We start from the raw sequence: 16827 nt of genomic DNA on the forward strand, positions 1-16827 counted from the left end.
GTAATTTCAATATGAAATTATGTGGAATTGGGGTATTCCTATTTCATCTAACTTCTCGTTCACGTGCAGCAATAGCTAATGCCCGTTCTTCGAGAAATGCCTTGAAACTCCTAATGATAGTCTGCGTATCGAAGTAGCTATAGAAACGTTCATAGAAGCCAGCCTTGAAATTGAAGAAGAACAACATCACTTCACTGGCCTTTAGCCAGCGGTATCTGCTGAAGATTGCCATAGCTGTGAACTGAAGTTGATCCTTTGTCACATCTTCCTTTAATCCACAACCCAGACTGGCATCAGTGCTCAGATAGAGCAATGATAGGATTTTTATCCAGAAAAGTGAAGATTTTATGGAAAATTTTCCAAATTGACAGTACAATCTTCCAAATTTGTGCTCATACGAAGCACTTTCACACGAAAAAGTCCATAATTAATTTGGCTTTTTGCTCGCTTATTCGTACCTTTGCAACCGACAGGAGAGTATTAACAATGCCGAATCGGCGCAAAATCGGCGCAAATGCGTTTTTGAGGAATGCCGAAGATGCCCATAAACAAAGGGATACTCAAAGAAATTGAATGACAGATTCCGGTTCTGAAGGTCTTGGGTTTGAATCCCAACGGGATCACTTTTAAAAATCGGCTAATGATTGATTATCAACCGCTTGCCGATTTTTTGGTTTCAATCCGAAAAGGGGCTTCGCAAAGAAAAAAGAGGCAAAAAAATTGGTACGATAATAATTGATGTGAACTGAGAATGGTTACAGTCCCAAAGGGGATGGACGTGGAATTATGTTTTTGCCATACTAACAAGCCCGGCTTGCAAATTGCAGGTCGGGCTTTGATTAGTTTTTTGAACCATCTTTATCTTACGAGATCTCAATGGCCTTGGTGACTTTCTCCTTCGGCTCGGTCTTCGGCATGGTGATGGTCAGGATGCCGTCCTCAACCTTGGCAGAAATCTGGTCTTTCACCACATCGTCTGGCAGCACGTAGTTCTGCTCGTAGTTAGAGTAGCTGAACTCACGGCGCAGATAGTGACGGTGACTGTCCTCATGCTTGTGTTCCTGTTTGTTCTCAATGGCGATGGTGAGGTTGCCTTCGTCATTGATGGCTACGCGGCAATATTCTTTCTTGATGCCTGGAGCTGCAAGTTCCATTGTGTAGGCCTTCTCACTCTCCTTGACATTGACTGCGGGTGCTGTACTGTTGGCACGAGGCATAAAATCAGTGTTAAAGAAATCATCAAACATTGTTGGGAACCAACCATTGCTTTTCATTAATCCGTTCAACATAATCAATACCTCCTAATTATACTTTTAGTTTAACTTATTTGTTCTGATCGCCTCGGCTTGTTTGCTTCGGCTTTCACTAAGGACAGTGCAAGTTGCGTGCCAATAGAAAGAATCCATGCCAGAATGACAATCGCTGAAGTCAAACTGGCACGGAATTTAAACTCGCTTAAACTATGCTGACAATTTATTAAACTCGCTTAAACATTGTCATCATATTTGGATAATTGATTTCACTCACGTTTAATAACAATCAGGCTATCTGTCTTTATTCTGGCCAACAGCCAGTTATGTAGTTTCTTGATTTCTGCTTCAGAGAAAGACTTTTTCTTGTCGGATTCTATGATAGCTGCCACATATTGATGTATGCCTGTGGAATCCCTGTTCACTTCAACAACTCTTTGTAGTGCAATCTTGCTGACCTGCGGGAAGAGTGAAGCTATTTCCGGGCGGATTTCGGTTGCAAGAGCCTCGTATCGCTTATATTCATTTAGCTGCTGGTTCAGAAGGACATTCTCCGCAGAGAGCTGTAAAAGCTGTCTGTGCTCGGCTTCCTGGCTGGTGGTCAGCGAGGTTATCTGATGACTTAGTGCAAGCACGCTGTCGCTTTGCGTGCCTTGGATGATGCGAAGGGTATAGTCCCCCAGTCCGTATTCATTCATCCTGCGTTGGGCTTCGGCCTGGGTCAGATTGCTTATTTCGCGACCTACGGCAACGACACGCAACTTTAAACTGTCCTTGTCTACAACGCTCGAAATAATCTGAGTACCGCGCTGCGTCAGTTCAGTCTTGACAAATTTCCTTACATTGTTATCAAAAATGCTCTGTTGCACGATTCGGACGGTCATGTAGGTTGCCGGCAGCATGGTCAGGATGACGATAGACATCAGTATGCGACGCCCCCTGACCGCCCTTCCGTTCAACTGATATTCATGCTTCTGGAAATTCATCAGCCGTACACCGCAATAGGTGGCAAGGGCAATAAACACGGTGTTGATGAAAAACAGGTAGAATGCTCCGAGGAAATAGAGCAAATGGCCCGTTGCCAGTCCATAGCCAGCTGTACACAGTGGGGGCATCAGGGCTGTGGCTATGGCAACACCTGGGATAACGTTGCCCTTGCCTCGTGTACACAGGGCGATGATGCCCGCCGCACCGCCGCAGAAGGCTATAAGTACATCATAGAGTGTGGGCGCCGTGCGTGCCAGCAGCTCCGACCGTGCCTCGCTGAGTGGTGTCAAGAGAAAATAGACAGTGGCCGTCAGTACACTAATGAGGGTTGCTACACCGAAGTTCTTGCCTGCACGCTTCAGCAGGTCAAGATTATTGGTGCCAACAGCCAACCCCAAACCCACGATGGGTCCCATGAGTGGCGAGATAAGCATGGCACCAATGATGACAGCTGTCGAGTTGACGTTCAAGCCCAGCGAAGCAATGAAGATGGCAAAGATAAGCACCCAAAGGTTGGCTCCCCTGAAACTCACCCCTTCGGTAATCTGAGCTATAATCGCCTGTTCGTCCTCTTTGTCGGGCATCAGATTAAAGTAGTAGCCTGCATGTTCGATAAATTTGCTTATAGTCATATCATTTTATATATCACAAAACATATTAAAACTAAGGGCAAAGTTACTTAATTTGCCACAAATTTGCTAATTTTGCAGCAATTATTAAAATAGTTTAGGAAATTTGATATGGCACATAATTGCGAAAACTGCAAATTTAGGGCACACTATGACAAGAAGCCCAATTCGATGTTAGGTAAGTTCTGGCGCTGGCACATTAACTTTTGCCCAGGCTGGAAAGGTTACTTTACCTCCCAAAGCGAGGAAAAGAAAACTGAGTTGAGGGAGAAGTATAACTTCACCAAGTATTAGTCTACGGCGCATTTTGGACAGTCTGATGATTTCAGGCGTGATGAACTGATACGAATCATCGAGCATTCTGTGGAGGAGTTCTTTGCAAGCAAAGCTGCAGATAAACGTCATCTTCTACATAATCCATGATATTCTCTTTGTTTTCAAATAGTTAAACAAAATACAACCTCTACTAATGTTCTACTTTAGTTCTACAAATATTCTACTAAAGTACTACTTTTGTGCCAGTTTACTACGACCTTTCTGGCATTTCACTACGAAGTGACTGGGATTCTACCGGAATGTGACTCTTGAATTCTCTAGAGAATTCAAGAGTTTACTCCCTGCAAAGTGAAAGAAAGGTCGTCACAAACCTCTAAATTCTCTAGAGAATTCGAGAGTGAAGACGTATATCGATGATGGTTAATGGCGAATAAAAGTAGAGAGAAGTACGTCTAAACATGTAGTAAAGAGGTATAGGGCAACGCATCCATTAGTAGAAGATTGGTAGAACTAAAGTAGAACATTAGTAGATGTTTAGTAGAATTACAAATGAGATATAAACATTTGATATTCAGCAAATAATACATCTATTGATAGAACTTAAACAGAAAAACTGAAAAATGTACAGTATTTAGACTATCAATTAGAAAAAAAGCTAATAAATTTGGTATTCTGTCCACTTTATCGTATCTTTGTAGCCGCAAAATAAGAATTATGGATATTACCGAAAGATTTCTGAACTATACACAGTTTGACACACAGTCGACTGAAGACAGCGACAGTGTGCCCAGTACCCCAAAACAGCTGATATTCGCTGAATACCTGAAAAAAGAACTCGAACATGAGGGGCTCAGCAACGTGGAGATGGACGACCGTGGCTATATCTACGCCACGCTGAAGGCCAACACGAAAGGCGATATCCCTACGATTGGCTTCATCTCGCACTACGACACCAGCCCCGACTGCTCGGGAGCAGACATCAAGCCCCATATCGTGAACCACTACAACGGCTCCGACATCCTGTTGTCTGAGGGTATCGTGAGTTCGCCCAAGAAATTCCCAGAGCTGTTGCAGCATGTTGGTGAAGACCTGATTGTGACCGATGGCCACACCCTCTTAGGAGCCGACGACAAGGCGGGCATCGCAGAGATTGTGCAGGCGATGTGCTGGCTGAGAGACCATCCGGAAGTGAAGCACGGCGATATCCGCATTGCTTTCAACCCCGACGAAGAGATTGGCATGGGAGCCCATTACTTCGATGTGGAGAAGTTCGGATGCGACTGGGCTTACACGATGGACGGAGGCGACGTGGGCGAACTGGAGTTTGAGAATTTCAATGCCGCCAGTGCACGCATCAATATAAAAGGAGTGAGTGTCCACCCTGGCTATGCAAAAGGCAAAATGGTGAATGCCAACCTGCTGGCAATGGAACTAGCAGCCATGCTGCCTGAGGACGAGCGCCCCGAGACTACTGAGGCCTATCAGGGATTCTTCCACCTGCTGAATGTAAAGGGCAACGTGGAGAGTGCCACGATGTCCTATATTATCCGAGACCACGACCGCGACAGGTTTGAAGACCGCAAGCGCACCATAGAGGGCGTGGTAAAGGCATTGAACCAGAAGTATGGCGAGGGCAGCATAACGGCCGAAATCAAGGACCAGTACTATAACATGAAGGAGAAGATCGACCCGCAGATGCACGTCATCGACGTCGTGCTACATGCCATGCAGACATGCGGGGTTACTCCGAGGGTAAAGCCTATTCGTGGCGGTACCGACGGGGCCCAGCTCAGCTTCAAGGGCCTACCCTGCCCCAACATCTTTGCAGGAGGCGTAAACTTCCACGGACCTTACGAATTTGTCAGCATCCAAAGCATGGAGAAGGCCCAGCAGGTCATCATAGAGATCTGCAAACTTGTTGCGGATTTCAATAATTAGGGATTATTCAACAGAGTGTGGAGCGCGTCTAACTCACCTACCACCCAGATGATATCACCTGCCTGGAACTTACGGGTAGGTGCAAAGCGCGAGAGGCTTTCTTTTCCCTCCTCGATACCTACCACCATACAACTGTAGATATCGCGGATGCCACTCTCGATGAGCGTTTTACCCACAAACGGACTGTCTTCTCCAATAATCAGCTGACGAAGTTTCATCTCACGATTCTCCCACTCATAGTCACGACCCAGCACCTCTTTTTCCAGCGCTTGGCGGAAAGCGGTAAACTGCTGGTCACTACCAATCACCTGCAACACATCGTAAGGGAAGATCATATAGTCGCCATCGGGGATGTTGATACGCATGCCACCTCGAAGGATACTACTGACATGAACCCCGTATTTCTGTCCGAGATTCAGTTCCTTGAGCGTGGAACCCATCCACATTGAGTTGTAAGGCACCTGGAAGTCTGCAATGTGGATATCGCGGTCTAACAGCTTACCTTCATATAGCGGACGCTTCTTACCATGCACCTGGGCATCGATATCACGCGAATGCAGGTTCAGCATGAACAGGCGCTCAAGCAGGATACTACGGTGCTTGACCCAGCGCGAGAAGACAATCAGCAACACAACCACCAGGCCAATCGTGATCATAAGCGCATTGGTGAAGCGGCTGAGGTAATTGATGATGTAGAACACAAAAGATACAGCAATGATTCCACGCACAATGATGGTGAAGATCAGGGGCAGGCGGTTACGGTTGGACTCTGCCCAAAGGGCCTTGAACTCGCTGCTATGGTTTTTCTTCATGACCATGGCCCTGAGGAAGGGGGAGATGAGCACCACGGTGAGCAGGCCTGTAATAGCATTGGCATACCAATGAAGTTCCCAACCAGGCAGAAGCCTGCGGAAGAAAGGCAACACAAACGTGAACATCACAGCGATGCCGGCTGAAGTAAGAATACTATAGATCAGCGTATTGACAGCCATCTGCTTCAGGAGCTTCTTCCACAGGCTCTGTTCTTGAGTGTGGGTATTGTTCATGCTGAGATGGTTGAGCGACTTGATGATCTTATTAGGCAAGTGATGCTCCAGATGGTTATAGGCCGGCGTGGCCAGACGAATCATATACGGCGTCAGGAAGGTGGTGATGACGGATACAGCCACAACCACGGGGTAAAGGAAATCGCTAATCACGCTGAGCGAGAGGCCCAATGAGGCAATGATAAACGAGAACTCACCGATCTGTGCCATAGAAAAACCGCAACGCATGGCCGACTTGAGCGACTCACCTCCTAACATAAATGAGAACGTGCCAAGAACGCCCTGACCAATCAGAATGGTAAGCACCAGACACACGATGGGCACAGCATACTCCACCAGAATCTTTGGATCGACAAGCATACCTACTGATACAAAGAAGATAGCACCAAAAAGGTTCTTAACGGGTTCCACGAGTTTCTCAATACGCTCTGCCTCAATGGTCTCTGCCAGGATGCTACCCATGATAAAGGCACCGAAGGCTGAGGAGAATCCTACTGCCGAGGAGAACACAGCCATGGCGCAACAAAGACCCAGGGCCATGATGAGCAACACCTCGTTATTGATCAGTTTGCGCACCGACTTCAGGAACAGGGGAACAACAAATATACCCACAACAAGCCAGAGGATGAGGAAGAAACCGATCTTCATCACCGAGCCGAGCATCTGTCCGCCATCGGGATTATTTCCGCTGGCAATGGCACTCAGCATCACCATCATCACGATGGCAAGGATATCCTCCAGTATGAGCACACTCATCACCATACCAGCAAACTGCTGCTCACGAAGACCGAGGTCATCGAAAGCCTTATAGATAATGGTGGTCGACGACATGGCGAGCATACCACCCAAGAAGATACAGTCCATCTTACTCCACCCGAAGAGCTGGCCTACACACACGCCCAGCATAGCCATAAAGAAGATAATGGTACAGGTGGAAATGATGGGCGAGGCACCCATCTTGAGAATCTTCTTAAACGAGAAATCCAAGCCCAGAGAGAAGAGTAGGAACATCACACCGATATCAGCCCAGAGGTGCACGTTCTCCATATCAGCCACCGAAGCCGTATAAGGCATGTGCGGGCTCACCAGGAAACCTGCCACGATATAACCGAGTACAAGGGGTTGTTTCAGCTTCTTGAAGATGATAGTCACGATACCAGCCACCATCAGGATCAGTGCTAGGTCTTGAATCATTGTTGGAAGTTCTGCCATGTAGTAATTTAGTTTTTAGCGATTATAATGTTAATACCATTGAACAGCATTGGTGGAGCCCGATCGCTTATCGTATTTCAGCGCATCGGTGAGAGTCGCGGCATTACACCTGAACGAGAAGTTATAACTCGTATAAGGTGCCAGCACGATAGAGCACGACATATTGAAGCAATGGAGGTCGCGCGAAAGTGAGGCTGTGGTCATCGAGATTTTCTTGTACTCGAAGTCATAGCCCGAGGAGAAGTTGATGTTCCAGCCATCGCTGATGGCGAGGCTGCCGCTGACGTTCAGGCCCTGGGTTAACGAGTAGGGATAGCGCATCGTCTTATAGTTGAACTTCTCCTTATCTTTATTCTCATTTATACTGATATTATAGCCAATGCTCAGGTTCCAAGGCATCTTAAAGGCCATATAGCCGTCTTCATCAGTCTCAGCCTTTTCATTACTCTGTCGGCGACTGGCATGCTTGGCCTTTTCCATATCCTTATCGATGTTGGTCTCCATACCATCATCCCAGTCATCATCCTCACCACGCTTTTTCTTGTCGTCTTTCTTCTCTACTTTCTCACCTCTGAGGCGCTTGATGAAGTTCATGACCTTCTCATTGTTAAGGGTATAAGAAAGGTTCTGCGAGATATTTGAGAAACGGCCCAACTTACCCTGTTGCCAATAGGTGGTATGGTCGCTCTCCACGATGTTACCATTCTTGTCGACCTCATAGACATAGGAGGCAAAGGATGTTGAAAGGTTCAGCGTATAGCTCTTGGTAAGTTTCAGACGAAGGGTGGCGCTCACAGGACCCATTGGCTGACGGTCGGCAGCGAAGTTGTAGTAGGTTGAGAGTCGGAACTCATCGATGAGCGATATCTTCTTGAAACCCGTGGAGTCGTCGTCCGACTTGATTTTCATCTCAAGATTGTTGCCCAATTCGAAATTCAACGTTCCCTGTTTTCCTGATGATGGAGCAGAATAGGCTCCAACGCTATAAGGACTATAGGACACCATCGTCACATTACCTTCGGCATCGGTCTTCTGGTATTCCTTCCAATAGCCATAGCGTGACGCCCCGAAGTCAGGGGCATAACTGAAGTTTACCGAGGGGGTCAGGACGTGACGGATGGCCTGGATCTTGTCGCCAAAGATCTTACGGTTAGGAATCCAGAAGCCATAGAGCTTCGTTGTCACACCAATGCTCATGTTCCAGTTATAGACATTATAGAAACCGCTAATCGTATCGACCACCTCCCGCTGTTTCACCTGATCCCATGACTTGTTGACCTTACTGAAGAGCGTTCGGTCTGTGAAGTTAAAGCCAGGCGTCAGGGTCACATAGCCGAAGAGGTTGAAATTGGCCTTGACAGGTATCTGATGCTGCATACCGTTCTTCCAGTCCTTACTGAAACTGGAATGGAGCAGCTTGTCTTCTTTCGTGTTGATCTCATTAACGATGTTACCGGTATAGCTCATGGAGATCTTCTCATACCAGCGTTCGTCACCTGCACGCTTCTTCCGCTTGAAGGGATAAAACTGGGCAATGGAGATGGTCATTTCAGGCAGCGACATGCCAATGGTGGAGTCGCGCATGTTCTGGTTCACACGCATGCCGGCGTTAATGCTCATGCCAATACTCGAGAAATTGGTACTCCACGATACTGAAGAGGTTCGTGTCGACTGGGTCCTGGTCTGAGGATTATACATCGAGGTGAGATTGTTCTGCTCGTAACTCGAAGTAGCGAAGTTCACGCTGGCTCTCAACGACGAGAAAGGATTAGCCTTCTGGTCCTGACTATGGCTCCATTGTAACTTAAAACTGGTTTCTTTCGCATAGTCGGGTGTATTCTTCTCACCATGGACGGTATTCTGGTAGTTGAAAAAGAACTGACCGCTGTAACGATAGCGCTTTCTGTAATTCGAGGCAGCAGAGAGTCCCCACGAGCCTTTCGTGTAGATCTCACCCAGCAGTTTCAGGTCCATCTTATCGCTGATGGCGAAATAGTATCCACCGTCGCGCAAATAAAAGCCCTTTTCCATCTCGTCACCATAGGTAGGCATGATCAGACCACTGGAGTAGCTCTTCGTAAAGGGGAAGAAGCCGTATGGCACAGCCAGTGGCAGAGGCACGTCAGCCACCACGAGATAAGCAGGACCGAATACCACATCCTTACCTGGTCGCACCTTGGCACGAGAGAGAGCGAGGTAGAAGTCGGGATGGGGATCATCGCAGGTGGTATAACGGCCATGATGAAGGAACATCTCGCCATTAGCGCCTCGCTTGGAGAGTTCTGAGGTCAGGAATCCGTCATCCTGCTGGGTATAGACACCAGAAATAAGTCCTTTCTTGGATTTGAAGTTGAAGGCCATCGTATCGCTCTCATACTGGTCGCTGCCCATCTTGAAAACTGGCGTTCCCACCAACTCGTGGGTGGCAGAGTCCATTTTTCCCGTGGCATGTACGAGATTACTATCGAGGCTCATATAGATTTCCGCACTCTGCAAGTCCATATTCTGGTACTTCACGTTCGACTCTCCATAAAGATGTGCCAGCCCCGAGGCGGCATCATAGGTCAACGAGTCGTTGGCCACATATTCTACGGGCGAGTCGATACCATTCTTACGGCTGCGGTTGATGCTGTCCTTGGCCAGCGAGTCGTCCACAGCCTTATTATGCTTGTAGATGGCGAGCTCGATGGAGTCCATCGTCGTTGTGTCGCGCTTGATCTTGGCAGCGGCATCTCCCTCGACAATAGTGTCCGTAACGATGGGGACTGCAACCACGCTATCGGCCACAATACTATCATTTGCCTCCGCAGCCCGCATGGCTTCAGAGACAAACCGCATCGGTACTTCCGCCATCACAAACAGGATAACGAAGAGCATCAGGATGATGGCCGATTTTCTTTTCACGCTGCAAAAATACAACAAAATAGGGGAATTACAAAATTCCCCATTTACTTTTTTACTTTTTTACCTTTTATTATTCAAATAAGTCAACCCATTTCTGGAATCGCTTCACACCATCCCATCCGAATTTCTCCAGACTGCGCATGGCTTCCACCACCGTCCGCTCGCTGCCTGGATGGGTCTTGGAGTAGAATTTGTCGGCATAGCAGACCACCTGCTCCTCCAGTTCCACGGGCATAAAGTCCTGATGGGGCAAGGGCAGCTGCTGTTGCTCGATGTCCCACTTAGTTAGGCCCGTACCTGTATGCCTTTCACACACGCGGGCATGACGCTCCCACCCCATCTCTCGCAGAATCTGTGCCCCGATGATGCCGTGCTGGATATAGGGTGCCTCCCCGAAACACTGGATGCCTGGGGCATTACACTCGAAAATACCGATGTCATGCAGCATCGCGGCTTCCTCCAGGAACTCCGCGTCGAGCTTCAACTCCGGATGGGCCTTCGCTATCTTCAGACAACGGTCGGCCACCTGACGACTGTGCACCATGAGTATCCGTCGGAGTTCATTCTCCGACGGATAATACTTATTTATGACCGACTGATAGTCCATCATTTCGCACTTCTCTCAATCCACGCGATGGTATCACCCTGACGGATATTCTGACCAGGCTTCACGGTGATGTCCACGAGCTTGCCGCCGAGGGCTGCAGGAATCTCCACTATCTCGCCCCATTTGGTCTGGAGATAGCAGAAGATGTCGCCTTCCTTATAAGTCTGCCCGATGAATGGCTCGATGCAGGCAGCAGGTACGCCCTCGCCACCAAAGCTCCAGATGAGCTGTCCAGCCAGAGGCGACTTCACGGCATCGGCCTTCGCGTGCTTGATGGCGTCGATCTCCTCCTGAGAGATTTTCTTGCCACCGCCCAACTTGGCGTCCTTGGCCTTCTGGATGTCGGCCAAAAGGTTCTTCTTGGCCTGACCGCTCTTGAAGGGGCGATACTGCTCGGGGTGCATGGCCAGCTCGAAGAGTTCCTCGTCGTCCTGTCCATAGTCCCATCCGTTCTCGTCCATCTCCTTGCGGAATCCGTCGAGGGCATTCTCCAGGAGTGTATGGGGATCGACATCGGTAAACTCCAGGTTCTTCTTGGCAGCCAGCTCCTTCAGTTCGGGCGCAATCTCGCCAGGCACCTTGCCGCTCTTGCCGAGGATCATGCCCCAGATGGCATCGTCCATCATCACATAGCGGCCCTTGCCCTGTTCCATAGTGAGGAGGTTCATCAGGGCGATGTTCTTCGTATACTGAGAGAACGGCGTTACCAATGGGGGATAACCCACCTTCGGCCAGACGTATTCTACCTCGTTGAACAGCTTCACCAGCATGTCGTCCATCGTCAACTCAGGCTCACCCTTCTGGGCACGCAGTTTGTTGATCATGGTCTGGATGCCACCCAAGTCAGCCATCATCGAGCCCATCATACCACCAGGCAGTCCGCAACCCAAGAGGAGTGAAGACATGTGTTTGTTGGCAGGATTGATGAAGTAGCCCAGCCAGTCGTCGATGAACTCCTGAGTCAGCGTACGAGCCTGCATATAGGCATTCATATTCAGGTCGGCCACCTCGAAGCCCTCGTTCTTCAGCATCGACTGGACGGAGATGATGTCTGGATGCACCTTACCCCACGACAGTGGCTCGATGGCCGTATCGATGATGTCGGCGCCATTGTTGCAGACCTCGAGGATTGAAGCCATGGAGAGACCCGGACCGGAATGGCCGTGATACTGGATGATGATATCGGGGTACTTGGTCTTGATGGCCTTTGTCAGGGCACCCAACATGGCAGGCTGTCCGATACCGGCCATATCCTTCAAGCAGATCTCCTCTGCACCTGCAGCAATCACCTCATCGGCGATGGCAGCATAGTAGTCCACCGTGTGAACGGGCGATGTGGTGATACAGAGCGTAGCCTGAGGCGTCATGCCGCCCTCCTTGGCCCACTTGATGCTCGGGATGATGTTACGTGTATCGTTCAAACCGCAGAAGATACGGGTGATGTCGACACCCTGGGCGTGCTTTACCTTATACATCAGCGCACGCACGTCATCGGGCACGGGGTACATTCTCAGGGCATTCAGACCACGGTCGAGCATGTGGGTCTTGATGCCCACCTCGTTGAAGGGCTTGCAGAAGGCTCTCACGGCCGCATTAGGATTCTCACCTGCCATCAGGTTCACCTGCTCAAAGGCACCACCATTGGTTTCCACTCGGGCAAAACAGCCCATGTCGATGATAACGGGGGCAATGCGCTCCAACTGGTCCTTGCGGGGCTGGAACTTGCCTGAACTCTGCCACATGTCTCTGTACACGAGACTGAATTGGATTTTCTTTTTAGCCATAATATATAATAATGTGTTTCCTTACTTTTTAGTCATCAGACTTGCAAATTTAGTCATTTTTCTTGGATTTATCGCAAAAAGCCACCATTTTTTATGTTATTTTTATAAATAATTTGGAAGTCTGCAAAAAACATCGTACCTTTGCGGCCCGAAACACAGGGGTACTTGCAAGGTCCGGAAGGCCAACCCCCTTTAACAAAACAAGAAAATGGAAAATAAGAAAGAACAGAAAATCAGCGTGCTGTTCATGTTCTACAGCGTGCTGTTCTGCGTTTGTCTGATAACGGCAAACGTACTCGAGACAAAACAGATTTCGTTTGGTCCTGCCAACATGACGGCTGGCCTGATTGTGTTCCCCGTCAGCTACATCATCAACGATGTGGTGTGCGAGGTATGGGGCTATGGCCGCACCCGCCTGCTGATATGGCTAGGCTTCGCCATGAACTTCCTCTTCGTGCTCTTCGGCGCTATCGCCGACTGGATCCCTGGCGCATCCTACTGGGACGGTCAAGAGGGGTTCCATCAGATCTTCGGTCTGGCACCCCGTATTGCAGGCGCCTCGTTCCTGGCCTTCATCTGCGGATCGTTCATGAATGCCTATGTGATGAGCCGCATGAAGCTCTCGTCGGCAGGTAAGAACTTCTCCTATCGTGCCGTGCTCAGCACCGTCTTTGGAGAGCTCACCGACTCCATCATCTTCTTCCCTTTAGCCCTCGGAGGCGTGATTCCCTGGGAAGAGATGCCCTCGCTGGTGATTACGCAGGTGACGCTGAAGACCCTCTACGAAATTCTGGTACTGCCAGTAACCATCCGCGTGGTGGCATTCACCAAGAAACACGACCATGAGGACGTGTTTGATAAGGATGTGGCATATAATATTTTTAAAGTCAAGGAACTATGAACAGAGAACAAGAAGGACTGAAGAATCTCGGCAAGAAGACCGAGTATAGGATGGACTATGCGCCAGAGGTGCTGGAAACCTTCCAGAACAAGCACCCCGAGAACGACTACTGGGTACAGTTCAACTGCCCAGAGTTCACATCGCTCTGTCCTATCACAGGACAGCCCGACTTTGCGGAAATCAAGATCATGTATATCCCTGGTGAGCGCATGGTCGAGTCGAAGAGCCTGAAACTCTATCTCTTCAGCTTCCGCAACCACGGTGACTTCCACGAGGACTGTGTGAACGTGATTATGAAGGACCTGGTTCGCCTGATGGACCCCAAGTATATCGAGGTCGTCGGTCTGTTCACCCCTCGTGGTGGCATCAGCATCTATCCCTATGCCAACTACGGCCGCCCCGGCACCAAGTACGAACAACTCGCCGAGCAGCGCCTCCTGAACCACACATTCCAATAAACTGACAATTAGAAAGGGGTTTACTTAGAGCAGATACAGCAGCCAGGCCATATAGCAGGCGAAGAAGCCTATCAGCAGGAAGCCTTCGCGACGGGATACGAAATATTTCGTAAAGGCGAAGAGCCAGAGGAAACCAGCACTTACCAGCATCATCGTCAGGTCGACGATGGTAATACCCATGATACGCAAGGGATGGATGACAGAAGTCAGGCCCAGCACCAATACGATGTTCATCACATTGGAGCCGATAACGTTTCCGATGGCAATGGCAGAGCGGCCCTTATAGGCAGCTACGACACTCGTGGCCAACTCGGGCAGTGATGTACCACCAGCCACGATGGTCAGGCCGATGACACTCTGACGGACACCATAGCGATGGGCGATATAGGTGGCTGCATCGACAAAGAAATTACCACCAATGATAAGACATGCCAGACCTATGACAATGAAAGAGAGGTGCTTCCAAAGGCCAGTAAAGTCGCGTGGCTCCTTCACAGGCGTAACACCAAGCTCTTCTTCATTCTTTGGCAAAAGACCATCCCTACGCGCCATCTGGAAGGTATAGAACATGAACCCTAAAAACGCTATGAGCAGGACGATGCCATCGGAACGGCTGATCTCATTTCCCCAAAGGTGGGGCGAGTCCATATCGTCGAAACAGAGCATGAAGAGCAGCATCGAGGCTCCCACAGCGAAGGGGATATCCTTCTTGACCGTAGTGGGCTGGATGGCCATCGGTGCGATGGCAGCAGAACAGCCGACGATGAGCAACGTGTTAAAAATATTCGAACCGATAACGTTACCGACAGCCATGTCAGGAGTACCCTTAAGGGCCGACATCAGACTGACGAACAGCTCTGGGGCAGAAGTTCCAGCCGCTACGATGGTCAGACCGATGACTATTTCTGGGACACGCATACCACGAGCCAGCGAAGAGGCTCCTTCAGTAAGGCGATCGGCCCCCCACAAGACGAGGGCGATACCTACTACGATATAAACGACATTGAGCAGTAACATCATAAGCCTATATAGTTTTGTTGTTTAATCCATTTCGTTGATAAACGCATCAAGCGAACGGCGGTCTTTCTTCGTGGGACGGCCTGTACCCCTAGCACGATCCACAAAACCGCTGATACGCGTCATCTCCAAGAGTTCGTATTGCTCTGGAGCCGTCACATTCTCATAAATCTCGGGGAGGAGCTTGGCTCCCACACGCATCTCGATGGTCTTCAGGATGCGGAAAGAGTAAGTGACGGGAGGCTTGCGCACGCTGACAGTCTCGCCCACCTTCACCATACGGGAAGGCTTCACGCAGACGCCTTCAATAGTGACGCGCCCATTCTTGCAGGCATCCACAGCAATGGAACGGGTCTTGAAGATCCGGGCAGCCCACAGCCATTTATCAATCCTAGCCTCTTCCATCTACTTCTTTCCCAGTTTGTTAAATTGATTCATCGTAATATCGATGCCAGCCATGACGAACGACTTGATGATCTCGACAGCCGTATCGATGGATGGCTGGAGGGTTTTGAGTTCCTCCTCGTCGTACTTGCCCAGCACCCAGTCGACCTGCATGCCACGGGGGAATTCATTGCCGATACCCATACGTAGTCGGGCATAGTTCTGCCCTATCAACTGCTGGATATGCCCCAGGCCGTTATGACCGCCATTAGAGCCTCCCGCTTTCAGGCGGAAGGCACCTAAGGGAAGGGCCACATCGTCGCTGATGACCAGCAGACGAGACTGATCGATATTCTCCTTATTCAACCAATAGCGCACGGCATTGCCGCTGAGGTTCATGAAAGTGGAGGGTTTCAGCAGGAACACTTTACGGCCTTTCAACGATGTCTCGGCCACGAAACCATAGCGACGGTCGCTGAAAACAATATTGGATGCCTTAGCAAAAGCATCCAATACCATAAAGCCTGTGTTGTGGCGGGTCATCTCGTACTCGTCGCCGACATTTCCCAATCCAACAATCAAGAACTTATCCATGCTGTCAAGCTTTTAGCCGCAAGCCGGATTAAGCATTCTCCTCAGCTGCAGCAGCTGCAGAACGAGAAGCACGTGTAGCCTTCACAGAGCAAACTACTACCTGTGCAGGAGTAGCAATCTCAAGACCCTCGAAGTTCAGCTCAGCCACCTTGATGGCCTTACCCAGCTTCAGCTCGGTAACGTCGATATCGAGAACCTCAGGAATCTGCTTGTAAGGAGCGGTAACGTTGAGCTGACGAACAGCCTGACTCAGACGACCACCATCGCGAACACCCTGAGCGTGACCAGACAGCTTCACGGGAATACCAATGGTAATGGGCTTCGTCTCGTTAACCTCGAAGAAGTCGACATGCATCAGAGCATCCGTTGTGGGATGGAACTGAAGCTCCTTGATGACAGCCTTGTGAGCCTCACCGTCGATTGAAATGTTAACCACGTAAACATCGGGAGAATACACAACGCGACGCAGCTGGGCTGCGGGGATTGCAAACGAGAGAGCCTCGGGGAGACCCTTCTCACTCTTCTTCTCACCATACAGATTACAGGGAACGAGTCCCTCCTTACGCATCTCTTTAGATGCCTTCTTACCAGTTGTGGCACGCTTCTGGCCACTTACGCTGATTTCTTTCATAACTTGTGTTACTCTAAATTAAGTTGTTAAAAATACCTTTTGCTTAATTCGCCATCACACGAATCTCGGCCTACTTGCCGAAAAAGCGGTGCAAAGGTAGTACTTTTTTTGATTTCGTGCAAACAAAAACCCAAAAAAATGATAAAAGTCAAGTGTTATGCGAAAAAAAGATGCTTTTTCTTGCATATTCGCCAGAAAATACATACCTT

The 16827-nt window shown here is 49.2% G+C and carries 14 protein-coding genes; 3 read left to right on the plus strand and 11 right to left on the minus strand.

The window, feature by feature from the left end:
- Positions 1–43: 43 nt before the first annotated feature.
- From BMY16_RS10840 to BMY16_RS10855, 3 genes are all read right to left on the minus strand, one after another.
- A complete protein-coding gene (locus BMY16_RS10840) occupies positions 44–262 on the minus strand; it encodes a DUF6633 family protein (protein WP_139207207.1) in 219 nt (72 codons plus the stop codon).
- A 601-nt stretch (positions 263–863) separates the two neighbouring features.
- The gene (locus tag BMY16_RS10850; RefSeq protein WP_091842375.1) at positions 864–1289 is read right to left on the minus strand and encodes an Hsp20/alpha crystallin family protein; all 426 of its coding nucleotides are present in this window, start codon (positions 1287–1289) and stop codon (positions 864–866) included.
- A gap of 230 nt (positions 1290–1519) precedes the next feature.
- On the minus strand, positions 1520–2869 hold the full coding sequence (locus BMY16_RS10855) for a DUF389 domain-containing protein (RefSeq protein ID WP_091842377.1): 1350 nt from the start codon (positions 2867–2869) through the stop codon (positions 1520–1522).
- A 987-nt stretch (positions 2870–3856) separates the two neighbouring features.
- Here BMY16_RS10855 and pepT point away from each other — a divergent pair.
- Entirely contained in the window at positions 3857–5080 is a 1224-nt protein-coding gene (pepT, locus tag BMY16_RS10865) for a peptidase T (protein ID WP_091842381.1), read from the plus strand.
- Here pepT and BMY16_RS10870 read toward each other — a convergent pair.
- From BMY16_RS10870 to BMY16_RS10885, 4 genes are all read right to left on the minus strand, one after another.
- Entirely contained in the window at positions 5077–7338 is a 2262-nt protein-coding gene (locus BMY16_RS10870; protein ID WP_091842382.1) for a cation:proton antiporter, read from the minus strand. The genes pepT and BMY16_RS10870 overlap by 4 nt on opposite strands.
- Before the next feature lie 30 nt (positions 7339–7368).
- Positions 7369–10242, minus strand: coding sequence for a putative LPS assembly protein LptD (locus BMY16_RS10875; protein ID WP_091842384.1), 2874 nt, complete (start codon positions 10240–10242; stop codon positions 7369–7371).
- Between the two features lie 70 nt (positions 10243–10312).
- Complete coding sequence (locus BMY16_RS10880) at positions 10313–10849, minus strand: HDIG domain-containing metalloprotein (protein ID WP_091842475.1); 537 nt, start codon at positions 10847–10849, stop codon at positions 10313–10315.
- Complete coding sequence (locus BMY16_RS10885) at positions 10849–12633, minus strand: oxaloacetate decarboxylase (RefSeq protein WP_091842386.1); 1785 nt, start codon at positions 12631–12633, stop codon at positions 10849–10851. The genes BMY16_RS10880 and BMY16_RS10885 overlap by 1 nt, the downstream gene beginning before the upstream one ends.
- Before the next feature lie 208 nt (positions 12634–12841).
- Here BMY16_RS10885 and BMY16_RS10890 point away from each other — a divergent pair, with 208 nt between their 5' ends.
- Positions 12842–13534 (plus strand): queuosine precursor transporter, encoded by a 693-nt coding sequence (locus BMY16_RS10890; RefSeq protein WP_091842388.1) that lies wholly within the window; start codon positions 12842–12844, stop codon positions 13532–13534.
- On the plus strand, positions 13531–13992 hold the full coding sequence (gene queF, locus BMY16_RS10895) for a preQ(1) synthase (protein WP_091842390.1): 462 nt from the start codon (positions 13531–13533) through the stop codon (positions 13990–13992). The genes BMY16_RS10890 and queF overlap by 4 nt, the downstream gene beginning before the upstream one ends.
- 24 nt (positions 13993–14016) lie before the next feature.
- Here the strand turns inward: queF and BMY16_RS10900 are convergent, their stop codons facing one another.
- Genes BMY16_RS10900 through BMY16_RS10915 form a run of 4 tightly spaced genes read right to left on the minus strand, consistent with a single transcriptional unit; the run spans position 14017 to position 16618 of the window.
- Positions 14017–15009, minus strand: a complete 993-nt coding sequence (locus BMY16_RS10900; protein ID WP_091842477.1) for a calcium/sodium antiporter — start codon at positions 15007–15009, stop codon at positions 14017–14019.
- Positions 15010–15033: 24 nt separating this feature from the next.
- A complete protein-coding gene (locus BMY16_RS10905; RefSeq protein ID WP_091842392.1) occupies positions 15034–15414 on the minus strand; it encodes an RNA-binding S4 domain-containing protein in 381 nt (126 codons plus the stop codon).
- Positions 15415–15987, minus strand: coding sequence for an aminoacyl-tRNA hydrolase (gene pth / locus BMY16_RS10910; RefSeq protein WP_091842394.1), 573 nt, complete (start codon positions 15985–15987; stop codon positions 15415–15417).
- A 28-nt stretch (positions 15988–16015) separates the two neighbouring features.
- On the minus strand, positions 16016–16618 hold the full coding sequence (locus tag BMY16_RS10915; protein WP_091842396.1) for a 50S ribosomal protein L25/general stress protein Ctc: 603 nt from the start codon (positions 16616–16618) through the stop codon (positions 16016–16018).
- Positions 16619–16827 lie beyond the last annotated feature (209 nt).

The sequence above is a fragment of the Prevotella sp. ne3005 genome, from assembly GCF_900110085.1.
Classification (GTDB): domain Bacteria; phylum Bacteroidota; class Bacteroidia; order Bacteroidales; family Bacteroidaceae; genus Prevotella.